At 46.7% G+C, this 14793-nt stretch carries 13 protein-coding genes and 1 pseudogene; 13 read left to right on the top strand and 1 reads right to left on the bottom strand.

From position 1 onward, the window contains the following. Positions 1–2: 2 nt before the first annotated feature. The 8 genes from thiH (at position 3) to BMX82_RS07730 (ending at position 8897) form a co-directional block, all read left to right on the top strand. On the top strand, positions 3–1136 hold the full coding sequence (gene thiH, locus BMX82_RS07695; RefSeq protein WP_013065566.1) for a 2-iminoacetate synthase ThiH: 1134 nt from the start codon (positions 3–5) through the stop codon (positions 1134–1136). Next, a complete protein-coding gene (locus BMX82_RS07700; RefSeq protein ID WP_036910276.1) occupies positions 1133–1675 on the top strand; it encodes a thiamine phosphate synthase in 543 nt (180 codons plus the stop codon). Before thiH ends, BMX82_RS07700 begins: the two co-directional genes overlap by 4 nt. Next, positions 1666–2469, top strand: coding sequence for a bifunctional hydroxymethylpyrimidine kinase/phosphomethylpyrimidine kinase (gene thiD / locus BMX82_RS07705; protein WP_036910278.1), 804 nt, complete (start codon positions 1666–1668; stop codon positions 2467–2469). Before BMX82_RS07700 ends, thiD begins: the two co-directional genes overlap by 10 nt. A gap of 130 nt (positions 2470–2599) precedes the next feature. Beyond that, positions 2600–3145, top strand: a complete 546-nt coding sequence (locus BMX82_RS07710; protein ID WP_143058342.1) for a peptidase associated/transthyretin-like domain-containing protein — start codon at positions 2600–2602, stop codon at positions 3143–3145. Positions 3146–3228: 83 nt separating this feature from the next. Next, the gene (locus tag BMX82_RS07715; protein ID WP_091767595.1) at positions 3229–4890 is read left to right on the top strand and encodes a DUF6377 domain-containing protein; all 1662 of its coding nucleotides are present in this window, start codon (positions 3229–3231) and stop codon (positions 4888–4890) included. Between the two features lie 119 nt (positions 4891–5009). Beyond that, positions 5010–6377 carry a PTS galactitol transporter subunit IIC gene (locus BMX82_RS07720; RefSeq protein WP_036910282.1) on the top strand — a complete coding sequence of 456 codons (1368 nt, stop codon included), beginning with the start codon at positions 5010–5012 and terminating at the stop codon, positions 6375–6377. An 88-nt stretch (positions 6378–6465) separates the two neighbouring features. Beyond that, positions 6466–7440, top strand: a complete 975-nt coding sequence (kduI, locus tag BMX82_RS07725; RefSeq protein WP_091767598.1) for a 5-dehydro-4-deoxy-D-glucuronate isomerase — start codon at positions 6466–6468, stop codon at positions 7438–7440. 2 nt (positions 7441–7442) lie between these two features. After that, on the top strand, positions 7443–8897 hold the full coding sequence (locus tag BMX82_RS07730) for an MFS transporter (RefSeq protein ID WP_091767601.1): 1455 nt from the start codon (positions 7443–7445) through the stop codon (positions 8895–8897). 121 nt (positions 8898–9018) lie between these two features. Here BMX82_RS07730 and BMX82_RS07735 read toward each other — a convergent pair whose 3' ends face one another. Next, entirely contained in the window at positions 9019–9804 is a 786-nt protein-coding gene (locus BMX82_RS07735) for a nitroreductase family protein (RefSeq protein WP_091767605.1), read from the bottom strand. Positions 9805–10035: 231 nt separating this feature from the next. On the opposite strand from BMX82_RS07735, the pseudogene BMX82_RS07740 reads away from it, so the two are divergent. From BMX82_RS07740 to dnaA, 5 genes and pseudogenes are all read left to right on the top strand, one after another. Then, positions 10036–10476: pseudogene (locus BMX82_RS07740) on the top strand (ribonucleoside-triphosphate reductase); the annotation flags it as partial. Positions 10477–10517: 41 nt separating this feature from the next. Further along, positions 10518–10886 (top strand): dihydroneopterin aldolase, encoded by a 369-nt coding sequence (gene folB, locus BMX82_RS07745; RefSeq protein WP_036910286.1) that lies wholly within the window; start codon positions 10518–10520, stop codon positions 10884–10886. A gap of 4 nt (positions 10887–10890) precedes the next feature. Beyond that, complete coding sequence (locus BMX82_RS07750) at positions 10891–12153, top strand: N-acetylmuramoyl-L-alanine amidase family protein (RefSeq protein WP_255396579.1); 1263 nt, start codon at positions 10891–10893, stop codon at positions 12151–12153. 12 nt (positions 12154–12165) lie between these two features. Continuing rightward, positions 12166–13062, top strand: a complete 897-nt coding sequence (locus BMX82_RS07755) for an MlaD family protein (RefSeq protein WP_036910288.1) — start codon at positions 12166–12168, stop codon at positions 13060–13062. Positions 13063–13384: 322 nt separating this feature from the next. Continuing rightward, positions 13385–14791 carry a chromosomal replication initiator protein DnaA gene (gene dnaA / locus BMX82_RS07760; protein ID WP_091767609.1) on the top strand — a complete coding sequence of 469 codons (1407 nt, stop codon included), beginning with the start codon at positions 13385–13387 and terminating at the stop codon, positions 14789–14791. Positions 14792–14793 lie beyond the last annotated feature (2 nt).

Below are 14793 nucleotides of genomic sequence, written 5' to 3' on the forward strand. Positions count from 1 at the left end.
AAATGTTTAGTGACGAACTTAAAAACATTAGTTGGCAGGAAACCACCGAGCGCATAGCCAGCATGACCGATGCCGATGTGCGCCGCGCCTTAGGCAAGAGTCGCTGCGATGTGAACGACTTCATGGCCCTGCTGTCGCCTGCAGCCGAACCTTACTTAGAGCAGATGGCCCGACTCTCGCGTAAATACACCGAGGAGCGTTTCGGGCGCACCATGTCGATGTTTATCCCGCTGTATATCACCAACTCGTGCTCTAACTCGTGTGTATATTGCGGTTTTCATCGCGAAAACCCTATGGCACGCACCATCCTCACACCCGAACAGATTGAGGACGAGTACCGTGCCATCAAGCAGTTGGCACCTTTCGAGAACATCCTGCTGGTAACTGGCGAGAACCCAGCCAAGGCGGGAGTGCCTTATCTGGCAAAAGCCATCGATATTGCCAAGCGCTACTTCTCGAACATCAAGATCGAGGTGATGCCGCTGAAGATGGAGGAGTATCGCGAGCTGACTCATCACGGTCTGAATGGTGTGATCTGCTTTCAGGAAACCTACAACCGCGAGCACTACCAGCTGTATCACCCACGTGGCATGAAGAGCCGTTTTGAATGGCGCTGCGACGGGTTCGACCGTATGGGGCAGGCTGGCGTACACTCTATCGGTATGGGTGTGCTGATCGGTCTGGAGAAAGAGTGGCGTACCGATGTTACGATGATGGCGCACCACCTGCGCTATCTGCAGAAGCACTATTGGCGCACCAAGTACAGCATCAATTTCCCCCGTATGCGCCCGGCCCAGAACGAGGGATTCCAGCCCAACTGCTTTATGACCGATCGCGAACTGGCACAAGCCACGTTTGCCATGCGTATCTTCGACCACGATGTCGACATCTCGTACAGTACCCGCGAACCCGCTTACATCCGCGACAACATGTGTACCTTAGGCGTAACCACCATGTCGGCCGAGAGCCATGTGAATCCTGGTGGCTACCACACCTATCCACAGGCCTTGGAGCAATTTACGGTAAGCGATGAGCGCACGGCTAAGGTGATAAACACCCGTCTGAAGGAACTGGGTCGCGAACCCGTTTGGAAGGATTGGGATGCCTCGTTCGATATGTGTAAGAAGTGTGTATGATTATAGTCCTTACGCGCCCTGATTTCTTTGAAGGCGAGGTAGAGCGTATCACTGATATGCTCACAAGCGGCAGGGCCGACCTCATCCATATCCGTAAACCTGAAGCTAGTCGCGATGAGATAGAACAGTTGCTATGCGAGTTGTCTTCTGACTTTTACAATCGTTTAGTGTTGCACGACCATTTCGACTTGGCGGTGAAATATGCTCTTCGTGGCGTTCATCTCAATCGCCGGAATCCCCATCCGCCATCAGGGGGGCAGTGGAGTGGGGACGTCAGCATTTCATGCCATTCACTCGCAGAGTTGGCTGAGTGCCGCAGAAAACCTTATGCCTATATGAGTCTTAGTCCTGTTTTTGACAGCATCTCTAAACGGGGTTATCGTTCGGCGTTCAAGCTTTATCAACTGACTGAAGCGCGACAGAAGGGACTTATCGATCATCGTGTCATGGCTTTGGGCGGAGTTACTTTCGATAAGATAAACTTAATTCTAAAAATAGGCTTTGGAGGAGCCATGATTCTCGGCGACGCATGGAAATAGTATTAACTATTGCTGGTAGCGACCCTTCAGGAGGAGCCGGCATCCAGCAGGATCTCAAGACCATCACGGCACTGGGTTGCTATGGTGCCACAGTCATCACCTCTGTCACTTCGCAGAATACGCTGGGTGTACAGGCTTCTATGCCTGTTCCGCCCGATGTGGTGTTCTCACAGTTGTGCTCTGTACTGAGCGACCTTGAGCCTCATGCTGTTAAGATAGGTATGATTCCTAATCAAACTGTGGCTGAGGTTATTGTAGAGGCTTTAAGAACTTGTCGCGTTCCTGTGGTCTACGACCCTGTGATGATTTCCACCAGTGGTTATCCACTTATGCATCCCGACGCCATCACCTATATCACCCGTCAACTCTTTCCGCTCTGTACCCTTATTACTCCTAATCTGCCAGAAGCCCAATCTCTGTTGGAGGGCATCATTGATGAGCATGTCCCGTCTGACGATGTGCAGCAGGCGGGAATTGTCCTGTCGCATCATTATGCCACCGCCTTCCTACTCAAGGGCGGTCATGCCGACTCATCTCAAATGACTGACTGGCTTTTTGGGGCTGACGGTACTGTCAGTCAGTTCTCTACAAGGAAGATTCATAGTAGTAATCTTCACGGCACAGGCTGCACCCTCTCGTCAGCCATCGCTTCCTGTTTGGCAAAGGGTGCCAGTTTGCCCGATGCTGTCAAGCAAGCCAAGCAATATCTCACCGATGCCATCCGTCGTTCTGTTACCATTCACATCGGTCATGGCCACGGTCCGCTATTACCACCTATTGGTGACAAATTTTAACGCATGGCGTTGGGATGATGAATATTCTAAAAAAAGATGGAGCTATTTCTAATTAATCTGAAAATGTTTTGAGAGGTTTAAAGGAAAAAGATTATTATGTCTATATTTGCACACCAGTTAGACTGATAAGATGATAACAATACGTAGACGTCGGATAAGTTTATGGACCACTGCGACGTGGTTTATGCTTATGTCGTTGCTGGTGGTTCCCATTGTAGGACAGGCACAACGACAACTGCGGGTGGTTGACATTGAGACACTTATACCAGTAGTGGGGGCTAACGTGGTAAGCAAAGACGGCGTTGCCACTACCGACTCGTTGGGCAAGGTAAATGTGTCAGACAGTTGCAGGACCGTTTCTTTTTCACATGTGAACTACGAACCGCGTATTATCAACCTCAAAGAAGTGGGTGACACAATCTATATGATATCGAAACTGCTGAATCTGAAGGAAGTAGTGGTGTTTGGACATGGTAAGTCGCGAAACTATGAAGAGTTGAAGAAACGCCTGAAGATGGAAAAGACCGAGGCAGAACTTGCGTCCATCGACCCTGGCGTAGCCCTGAGGTTGGATTTGTGGAAGGCTGTCGCTGCCGTTCTTCCAAAGAGGTGGCGGCCTGGCTACAAAAAAGAACTACGTAAGAAACGCCTGAAGGAAATACTTGAAAACTATTAGATGGAATATCTTTTTTTTCCACTTTGCTTGCACGGATGGAAATAAATGTCTATCTTTGTGGCGCATAAACAAAGACTGCAATCATGAATAAACTACTGATTACTTGGCTGTTCATGGCAGTGGTGAGTGTCGTGTATGCTCAGGAGAACGACTACGGCTCGATTCTCCGTCAGCTCGACGAGGCCATAGAACTATCGCCCGAGACCGTGGCGCAATATGAGCAGCAGACGGAGGGCGTGTATCGGCAATACCAGAATGCTCGGACGCCTGAAGAAAAGTATGGACTGGCCTTCCAACTCTATGAGCAGTACAAGGCCTTTATGAACGACTCTGCCCTGCACTATCTCAGTGAGGCAGAGCGATGGGCAGAGGAACAGGGGAACGATGTACTTGTGGGTAATTGTAGGGCGCTAATGGCATTCCAGTGTTCCACCGTGGGCTATTACAACGAAGCGTTGGCCTTCTTGCACAGAATCAACAAGAAACAACTGGACAGCACAGGACTGCAGAACTACTATCAGTCGCAGATGCATGTATATGGCGAGTTGGGCTACTATTCGAACGTACCTTCGCTGAAAGAGGAGTATTTTCGTCAGCAGAACCTGTATCGCGACTCGCTCTTCTCGCTCATCGACCATCAGGATCCTACCTATATGATGTACCGCGTCTATCAGTTGCAGGAGCAGAAGCGCATGGATGAAGCCCGACAGTTGAGCGACCAGTGGGTAAAACGCGTAAGTCCTGACAGTCGCGACTACGCTATAGCCTGTTATTATCGTTCGCTGAGTAGCAACAACGACGATGATCGTAAATATTGGCTGGCACAGTCGGCATTGAGCGACGTGCGTCATGCTGTAATGGACCAGGCGTCGCTATTGGCTTTAGCCGACCTTCTGAATACCGATGGTGATTTGGACCGCTCGTATCAGTATATCAGGTTTACGTGGGACTGTAATAACCGATTTAACACCCGTATGCGCTCTTGGCAGATAACACCGATACTGAATGTGATAGAGAAGAACTATCAAAAGGCAGTGGCGCACAACACAAGGGTGCTTTGGGTGTCGGTAGTGGTGGTGAGCATACTGGCTTTGCTACTGCTGGGTGTGCTATTGTTCCTGCACCGTCGTAATCGTCAGCTTGCTACAGCTCGTAACGACTTGAAGACTTCAAATAAAGAATTGGCAGCTGCAAACAGACGACTAGCTACTCAAACTGATGAGCTGTCGACTTTGAATGCACAACTCTCAACACTCAATTCGCAGCTCTCTGAAAGTAACAGCGTGAAAGAGGAGTATATAGGGCGGTTTATGAGCCTGTGCTCGCAGTATATCGACAAGTTGGATGACTATCGGAAAATGGTGAACAAGAAGATGAAGAACAAGGAACTAGACGAGTTGTATAGGATATCTAAGTCGACAGAGTTGAAGGAGAAGGAGTTGGAAGAACTGCTTCACAATTTCGACTCGGTGTTCCTACACTTATTCCCCCACTTCGTAGACGACTTCAATGCTTTGTTGCAGCCAGAAATGAGAATCACACCAAAGGAAGAGAACAGACTGGTTACAGAGATACGTATATTCGCACTGATACGTTTGGGCATTGAGGACTCGTCGAAGATTGCCGAGTTCCTGCACTATTCGGTGAATACTATCTATAACTATCGTGCCAGAATCAAGAATGGCGCGCTTGACAATCGAGAGAGTTTCGAACGGAGGGTGAAACTGCTTGGTATGCCCCAATAGACGGATGATAAGAGCAGCGTTAACGATAACGTAAAAAAAGAAGGCGAAATGCAAGGCGTTTCGCTTTTTTTTATTAATTTTGCACGCAAAACAAATAAAACTAATAATAAAACAAAGAAATGGAACAAGTATTCAGTTACATTATCAGTCTGGGTGCATCGGTGATGATGCCGATCCTGTTTACCATCATCGGCCTATGCATCGGTCTGAAGTTTGGAAAGTCTTTGAAATCAGGACTCTATGTAGGTGTTGGTTTCGTGGGATTAGGTATTGTGACAGCGCTGCTGACTAATAACTTTGGTGATCCGCTGAGCGAAATCTCAAGACTATATAACCTTCAACTCGGCGTGTTTGATATGGGCTGGCCTGCCGCCGCAGCTGTTGCCTATAATACGGCTGTGGGGGCGCTGATTATCCCCATCTGTCTGGGGGTGAATTTCCTGATGCTGATTACCAAGACCACCCGCACGGTGAACATCGACTTGTGGAATTACTGGCATTTCGCTTTTATTGGTGCCGTGGCTTATTTCGTGATGGATCAGAGTCTGGCATGGGGATACTTCGCTGCCATCGTATGCTATATCAATACGTTGGTGATGGCCGACCTGACCGCTTCGAAGTTCCAAAGCTACTATGAGGATATGGACGGTATCTCTATTCCACAGCCATTCTGCCAGAGTTTTACGGCTTTTGCCATTGGGGTGAACTGGTTGCTTGACAAGATCCCAGGATTCTCAAAACTTGACATCGATGCAGATGGCCTGAAGAAGAAATTCGGCGTGCTTGGTGAACCCATTGTGCTGGGTGTTATCGTAGGTGCGCTGATTGGCGCTGTGGCACAGCTTGATATTAAAAAAGTGCTTTTTCTGGGCGTGACTATGGGTGCAGTGATGGAGTTGATACCAAGAATCACGAAACTTTTTATCGACGGACTGAAGCCTATAGCAGAGATGACTCAGGAAGTGGTGAAGAAGAAATTTAACGGCAGAAAAGTGTTTATCGGCATGTCACCTGCACTGGTGATAGGTCATCCAACTACGTTGGTGGCCTCGCTGATTTTGATACCCCTAGCTCTGTTGCTGGCTGTGATACTGCCGGGTAACGAGTTTCTGCCTTTGGCTTCGCTGGCAGGCATGTTTTATGTGTTTGTGATGGTGCTACCTTATACAAAGGGAAACGTGGTGAAAACGTTGATTGTGGGTTTTGTTGCTGTGGCCATTGGCTTATGGTTTGTTACCGACATGGCTCCTGCCTTCACACAGGCTGCTCAGGCTGTATATGTCCAGACTCAGGATCCTGCAGCAAAGATACCTGAGGGATTTCAAGCAGGGGCGCTTGATTTCGCAAGTTCGCTTTTCGGTTGGGTAATCTATAAGTGTGTGAATAGTCTGGCATACGTGGGTGCTGTTATCCTGACTGTCATCACCATTGCAATGGTGTTTTGGAACCGCAAAAGAATCATTGCTGATGAAAAAGCAGCGAAATAATTAATGGGAATGGATGACACTGATTAACACAGAAAACAATGTAAATCCGTGCAAAATAAATTATTGAATAACTTAAACTATTTATAAAATGAAGAAAACGTTTCTTACGATGACCCTGATGATGGTCATACAGAGTGGAATGGCGCAGCAGAATGTGAACTTTCAGACCGCTTGCCATCCTGAAGATGTAAAGCATTACGATACGAAGACGCTGCGTGAGCGCTTTGTGATGGAGAAGGTGATGGTTGCTGATGAGATAAACCTGACCTACTCGCATTACGACCGATTCATCTTTGGTGGCGCCATGCCTGTAACTAAAACCCTGAAACTGGAGAATTTCCGTGATTTGGGACTTGATGTTGATCCAGGCATCAAGGATAAGTATTTTCTCTATAATCGCGAGTTGGGTATAGTGAACTGTGGTGAGGGTGACGGCGTGGTGATAGTAGATGGTAAGGAGTATGCCCTCTCTCCGAAGGAAGCTCTCTACATCGGACGTGGCCATATTGCCAAGGACAAGGATGTCAACAAGGAAGTGCTGTTTCGCTCGAAGGACGCCAATAAGCCTGCTAAGTTCTATCTGAATTCTGCTACAGCCCACCAGCACTATAAGACACAGTGGATTACACTCGATGGACGTAAGGGGTCTCTGAAAGCTGCCGTATGGGGACCTGTAGGTTCGCTGGAAGAATGCAATAACCGTACTGTATACAAGCTCATCGTGAACGATGTGCTGGAGGAGGGCCCCTGTCAGTTACAGCTCGGTTTGACACAGCTGAATCCTGGCGCAGCTTGGAATACGATGCCTCCTCATACTCATGGACGAAGGATTGAGGCTTACTACTACTTCAACCTGCCTCAGGAACAGACCATCGCTCATATCATGGGACAGCCGGAAGAGAGTCGTGTGGTCTGGTTGCACAACGAACAGGCTATTATGTCGCCAGAGTGGAGTATTCACGCAGCAGCAGGTACTTACTACTATACCTTCATCTGGGGTATGGCTGGCGAGAACCTTTATTATAACGATAAGGACAACATTCCCGTAATTGATATCAGATAACTATGGCACCTGTACAAACAACAAAGATGTCCAACTTCCGCTGGGTCATCTGTGCGTTGCTTTTTCTGGCAACAACTGTAAACTATATGGACCGTCAGGTCTTGTCATTAACATGGAAGGACTTTATTGCCATCGATTTCCATTGGACTGATGCCGACTATGGTAAGATTACGGGTATGTTCTCGTTGTTCTATGCTATTGCCAACTTGTTTTCAGGTAAATTTATCGACTGGATGGGAACGAAGAAGGGGTATCTTATCGCAATCTTCGTATGGTCTACAGGTGCTGTGATGCATGCTGGTTGTGGATGGGTGGCCATGAATATCGAAGACTACAACTCTCTCGAGGCTCTGCGTGCCGTTCAGGCAGGTAGCGATGCTGCTGTAGCTATTGCCACCATTTCTGTATGGCTCTTCTTGAGTTGTCGTATGATACTGGCTGTTGGTGAGGCTGGTAACTTCCCTGCTGCCATCAAGGCAACGGCGGAGTATTTCCCAAAGAAAGACCGTGCTTTCTCAACCTCAATCTTCAACAGCGGAGCCTCTGTTGGTGCCTTGGCTGCTCCTGCCACTATCCCCCTGCTGGCTCGTGCCTGGGGCTGGGAGATGGCTTTTGTTATTATCGGTGTCCTAGGTTATGTATGGATGGGGCTCTGGATGTGGCTTTACGAGAAACCGCGTAAGAGTAAGTACGTGAATCAAGCAGAATTGAACTATATCGAGCAGGATAGTGATATTGCTGAGGTGCAGGATCGCAATAAGGTGAAGGAGGAAAAGGCTATTCCATTCTTGAAGTGTTTTACCTTCCGTCAGACATGGGCGTTTCTTGTTGGTAAGTTGATGACAGATGGCGTGTGGTGGTTCTTCCTGTTCTGGGCACCAGCCTATTTCAGTGACCAGTATGGTTATACCTCGGATTCAACGATGGGTATCTTGTTGATCTTCACTCTCTATCTGATTGTAACTATACTTTCTATCGGTGGTGGTTATCTGCCAACCTACTTCGTGGATAAGAAAGGCATGAATCCCTATTTGGGACGTATGCGTGCGATGCTAATCTTTGCTTGCTTCCCCGTGTTGGGATTGCTGGCCCAACCTTTAGGTGCATATAGTGCATGGTGGCCTGCTATCTTGATTGGTCTGCTGGGTGCTGGCCATCAGGCATGGAGTGCCAATCTCTTTTCAACAATTGGTGATATGTTCCCCAAGAGCACCATTGGTACAATTGTCGGACTGGGTACGATGACGGGTGGTTTCGGCTCGATGGCTATTAATATGGGATCGGGTGAGTTTTTCACTTGGGCAGCAGAGCAGGGCAATGCCTTCCAGTTCTTTGGCTTTGAGGGTAAACCTGCTGCTTATATGGTTGTGTTCTGTATCTGTGCTGTAGCTTATCTCATTGGATGGTGCATCATGAAGGCACTTGTTCCAAAATACAAGCCCATCGTTGTGGAATAGTTTTTAGGCACGGATTAACGCGGCTTAAATAAATTTAAGACACGGCTTTAGCATAATAACTAAGGCCGTGTTTTTATAAAAAGCGGTGTTAATCCGTGTCAAAACTATCATGCGCGAGGACTTACTCCGTGTAATCCGTGCCTACATAAAAACCTTGCAAAATGGTGTGGGGGAGGAAATCTTGGTAGACGAGGGCTCCGAGTAGTCCCTTCGACATCGCCTCGTTGTCTTTGCGAGTGTAGCGGATATCGGTAAAAACCTGGGCGAGGGTTTCTTTGTGATTGATATTCACAAAGTTGCGGTTCTCCTCCAAGTTCTCCTTATAATTATAATAGGTGTCGATGTCTGTAGCCAGATAGTCCTTGTATGTCTCCTGATGCACGAAACTCTCTAAGGGTAGTCGATCGGAGAGCGGAGGTTCTTCTGCTGGCCATCCTATGGTGAGTGTGGCCACTGGCATTACGAGCTTAGGCAGTTTTAGAATGTCGATAATCTGCTGGGGTTGATAAATAGTTGTTCCTAAGTAGCAATAGCCCAGTCCTTCCTCGTCCATCAGATTGCATAGAGTCTGTGTGTAGAGCAGCGCATCGGTAGCTGCGTTGATATACGATAGAAAGTTGTTGTAGCCAGGTTCGGCTTTACGACACTTGGCCCAGAAACTAGTGCGGTTAAAGTCGGCACAGATGGTCAGTATGATGGGGGCTTCGCTAACCATGGGCTGGTTGAAGTGGGCTGGCGCCAGCTTCTGTTTCATTTCTTCACTGCGGGTAACAACAACGCTGTAAAGTTGTAGATTCCCCATGGTCTGCGTGCGAGCAGCCTGTGTCAGCAAACGCTCAAGTAGCTCGTCACTAATATCGCGATTAGCATACTTACGTATCGTTCTTCTAGTGAGAATTGATTTCATTTTGTTGTTTTTGGTCGCAAAGATACAAATATTTCTTAATTATTAATCTATTATTCTCAATTTATTCGTAACTTTGTCGCCAAAATATATCAGATTATGGAAGAAGATATTCGTAAGGAAACATTAAAGCGTGTGGCTCATGAGTTGGCCATAGCTGGTCTAAAGCAGAACGCTCCCCTCACTGAGGAACAAATTGCAATAGTGCTGGAGGAGAGGCTGATGACGGTGATTCCTGAGATTACTGAGGTTAGGCCTCAGGTCCTTGAGTGTGACGTGGTGCGCTTTCAGAACAATAAAGAAAAGTGGGTGGCGCTCGTTGGTCTGCTTGATGGTTATCCGTATGAGATATTTACAGGTCTTCAGGACGATGAAGAGGGTATTATATTGCCCAAAAACGTGACCCATGGCAAGATTCTTAAGCAGATAAACACTGATGGTAGTAAGCGCTACGATTTCCAGTTTGAGAATAAACGCGGTTATAAAACAACGGTAGAGGGCCTCTCAGAGAAGTTCAACCCAGAGTATTGGAATTATGCGAAACTTATCTCTGGTGTGCTTCGCTATCGCATGCCGTTGGAGCATGTTATCAAACTTGTGGCTTCACTCTCGTTGAAGGATGAGAGCATCAATACTTGGAAGACGGGTGTTGAGCGGGCCTTGAAGAAATATATTCCTGGAAACCATGATGATTTTGAACAGGATAATTGTGAGGAATGACGCTGATTGATGGATATGTGTTTTTGCGGGATGTCCGCTTCCATGCGTTCCATGGGGTGTTATCGCAGGAAAGCAGGGTTGGAGGAGAATTCATCGTTAATCTCCGTGTGGGCTATCCGTTGGAGAATGCAGTGGAGAGTGATGAGGTGGATGACACCTTGAACTATGCTGCTTTGTACGACCTTGTGGCGCAAGAGATGTGCCAGCCCTCCAAGTTGCTTGAGCACGTGGCAGGTCGGATCATAAAAGCTATAGAACATACGTTTCCGCAAGTGACATCCGTTGATCTGACGCTCACCAAGCGGAATCCTCCCATGGGAGCAGATTGTGATGGTGCAGGTGTGGAAATACATTGGATAAGGTAAAAAGGTGAAGGTAGTTAGAAACATATTAGGACTTTTTTTTCTGTGTGCAGCTTTTTCAGCTCATGCAGCCAATAAGCAGTTTACCTTGGTAATCGATGCTGGTCATGGCGGGCATGATACGGGTGCGGTGGGAGCTATCTCGAAGGAGAAGAACCTGACGCTGAAGTTCGCATTGGCCTTTGGGCGATTGGTGGAAAATAACTGCCCCGATGTCAATGTGGTTTATACCCGAAAGACAGATAAGTTCGTGGAGCTCTATCGTCGTGCAGAGATAGCCAATAAGGCAAAGGCCGACCTCTTTATCTCATTCCATATCAACGCTTTGCCTAAAGGGCGTGTGGCACGAGGCTTCCAAACCTATACGTTGGGTACCAGCAAACGTACGGGAAAAATGACGGGGGTGATAGAAAATCTGGAAGTGGCCAAGCGCGAGAACTCGGTAATCTTCCTTGAAAAAGACTATAAGCAGACTTATCAGGGCTATGACCCCAATTCGCCAGAAAGCAATATCATGTTTGAATTTATTCAGGATAAGAACATGGAGAATAGTGTGGAGCTGGCCAAGTATATGCAGAAATATGTGTGTCAGGCAACAGGCCGACAGGATATGGGAGCTCAACAGGATAATTTGGCTGTACTGCGCTTGTCGTCGATGCCGGGTTGCCTGATAGAGTTGGGCTTTATCTCTACACGTGACGAGGAGGTTTATATGAACTCCGCTGCTGCTGAGAGTCAGTATGCTCGTGGGGTATTCAATGCGTTCCTTAATTATCGTAAGCGTCATGGCGGTAGCATTACCATTCCTTATATGCCTGTAGAAAATCCCAAACCACAACAAAAGGAGATTCTGCAGTCCAGGCAGGAAGAACCCACAACGGAGTTACAGTCCGGCCCAGTAGATATTCAGGATACGGTCCTGCGGACGATGGTTTCCGAACCTGCGCCCATGGCAGTTCCTATTGCAGAACCAGCCCCTGTTGCTAGAACTACGTCAATAGCTCCTGTGTTCAAGGTTCAGATTTTAGTCAGTTCTTCGAAAATAAAGGCAGGCGATGCCCGACTGAAGGGTCTTACAGGTGTAGACTACTATCAGGAGGGAGGCATGTACAAATATACGGTAGGCTCGTCAGAAAATTATAACGAGATAAATCAGAAACGCAAAGAAGTATCAGAGAAATTCCCAGGTGCATTCGTCATTGCTTTCAAGGATGGCGCTCGGACTGATGTCAATGCAGCTATCAGGGATTTCAAGAATAGAAAGAAATAAAAGAAACGAGTTATGAAGAAATTATCTAAAGAGGTTCAGATTGCTTTGGTTGCAATCGTTGGCATTGTCGTACTGTACGTCGGACTTCAGTTCCTGAAAGGCATGACGCTGTTCTCTACTGATAATAGTTACTATGTGAAATTCCAGGATGTGAGCGGATTGTCGGTGGCTAGTCCTATCTATGCCAATGGCTATCGTGTAGGTGTTGTAGAAGAAATTGTTTATAACTACCAGAAGACGGGTGATATCGTGGCTCAGATAAGTATCGACAATAAATTGGCTGTTCCTGCAGACAGTAGGGCTGAGATATGTACCGACATGATGGGAAATGTAAAGGTGGAGCTCAAATTAGGTTCTGCGAGTGCCATTGCCTCAGGTGACACTATCTGTGGTGGTCAACAGTTGGGGGCCTTGGGACAGGCTGCAGGCATGATACCACAAATACAACAGATGTTACCTAAACTCGATTCTATTTTGGCAAGTGTGAACACCCTGTTGGCTGACCCGGCTATAGCTAACTCTCTGCATCATGTTGACCAGATAACTGCAAATCTGACTAAGACTAGTCAGGACTTGAATCGGCTAACGGCCAGTTTGAATCAGCAGATGCCTCAGATACTTAAGAATGCAGATGGTGTGCTGGCTAATACCAATCAGTTGACTGAGAGTCTGAATAACCTCGATATTGCCACAACCATGGTAAGCGTTAATACCACTCTGAAGAATGTGGAGCAGATGACGGCCAAACTGAACAGCACAGAGGGCACTTTGGGATTACTGATGAGAGACCCGAGTCTTTATAGTAATTTGAATGCTACGATGATGCACGCAGACTCCCTGATGATAGATTTAAAAACTCATCCAAAACGCTATGTACACTTCTCGGTTTTCGGAAGAAAAAATGATTAATTTAGATTTTGTCTAAATAAATGAGATTTTACTCTCTATCTCTTTTCTAAGCTGATAAGTCATTTTGTGGGGGTGTTGAAAACGTTGTATACTGCTGATTATTAGTGTGTTGTCTTTTTGCAAGTGTATAAATCTGTATATTCTTGCGTGAAACGGGTTAACTTGCCGATTATGAGGTAGTTATATTTGATTGTACACACGTGGCTAAAAAATGTGCATTTGCATAATTGAAAAAAAAATGCGAACTTTGCACCACAATTATAAATCACAAGCCTACGGTCTTGTAACTAATAAATATTGTCGCAAACATAAAACAACGCCAATGAAAAATAGTCATCAGGCGCTCTGGGACAACTGCCTTAATCTGATTAGGGCTAACGTTACTGAGCAGCAGTTTAAAACGTGGTTCGCACCAATCACCTTCGAGTCTTACTCGGAGCAGGATTATACGTTATTGGTGCAGGTTCCGAGTCCGTACGTGTACGAGTACTTGGAGCAGTACTACGTTGGACTATTAAGTAAGGTGCTCGCGCGTGTGTTTGGTACTAATGTGATACTACGTTACAGAATCGTGGCAGTTCAGACTGGTAATGGTACTGTAGAGATTGAAAGCGATGGCCCCAGTATGGATATGTCTCACCCTGCTCCTCAGGGTAATAAGTCGCCTTCAACGCTTGATGCGGCCACTCCCCAGCAGCTGAATCCTCAACTCGACCCCAAGAAGACATTCCAAAACTATATAGAAGGTGACAGCAATAAGTTGTCTCGCACTGTAGGACTCTCAATTGCGGAGCATCCAGGTAAAACCACATTCAACCCCTTCTTCATCTATGGTCCTTCAGGCTGTGGTAAAACCCACCTGATTAATGCCATTGGCGTGCGTTGTAAGGAAACTTATCCGAATAAGCGTGTACTCTATGTTAGTGCTCGTCTGTTTCAGGTGCAGTTTACTGATTCTGTGCGTCAGAACACCACCAACGACTTCATCAATTTCTATCAGTCTATTGATGTGCTGATCGTTGATGACATTCAGGAGTGGGTTAACTCTCCTAAGACACTTGACACGTTCTTCCACATCTTCAATCACCTGTTCCGCAATGGTAAACAGATCATTCTGGCTAGCGACCGTCCTCCTGTAGATCTTCAAGGCATGAAGGATCGCTTGCTCACACGTTTCGCCTGTGGACTGATTGCTGAGTTGGAAAAGCCCAATGTGCAGTTATGTGTCGACATTCTCACCTCAAAATGTCGTCGTGATGGTTTGAGCATTCCATCGGATGTGATTCAGTATATCGCTGAGACAGCTAATGGCAGTGTGCGTGATTTGGAGGGTGTGGTTAATTCGCTGATGGCCTATTCAATCGTTTACAACTCAAATATCGATATGCGTTTGGCTGAGCGTGTCATCAAACGTTCTGTGAAGATTGATAATCATCCGCTTACTGTTGATGATATTCTCGAGAAGGTGTGCCATCATTATGGTGTCAGTCAGTCGAGTGCATTCAGTAAAAGTCGCAAGCGTAATTATGTTCAAGTGCGTCAGGTGTCTATGTATCTGGCTCAGAAGCATACCAAACTTTCTGCAGCCCGTATTGGTCAACTTATTGGCAATCGTGATCACTCAACGGTAATTCACAGTTGCAATACCATTGAGAAACGTTTGAAGATTGACAAGGCTTTTGTGGCTGAGATTAGTAGTATTGAAAATTCGTTTAAACTGAAACAATAACA

This window comes from Prevotella sp. khp7 (assembly GCF_900109055.1).
Taxonomy (GTDB): Bacteria; Bacteroidota; Bacteroidia; order Bacteroidales; family Bacteroidaceae; genus Prevotella.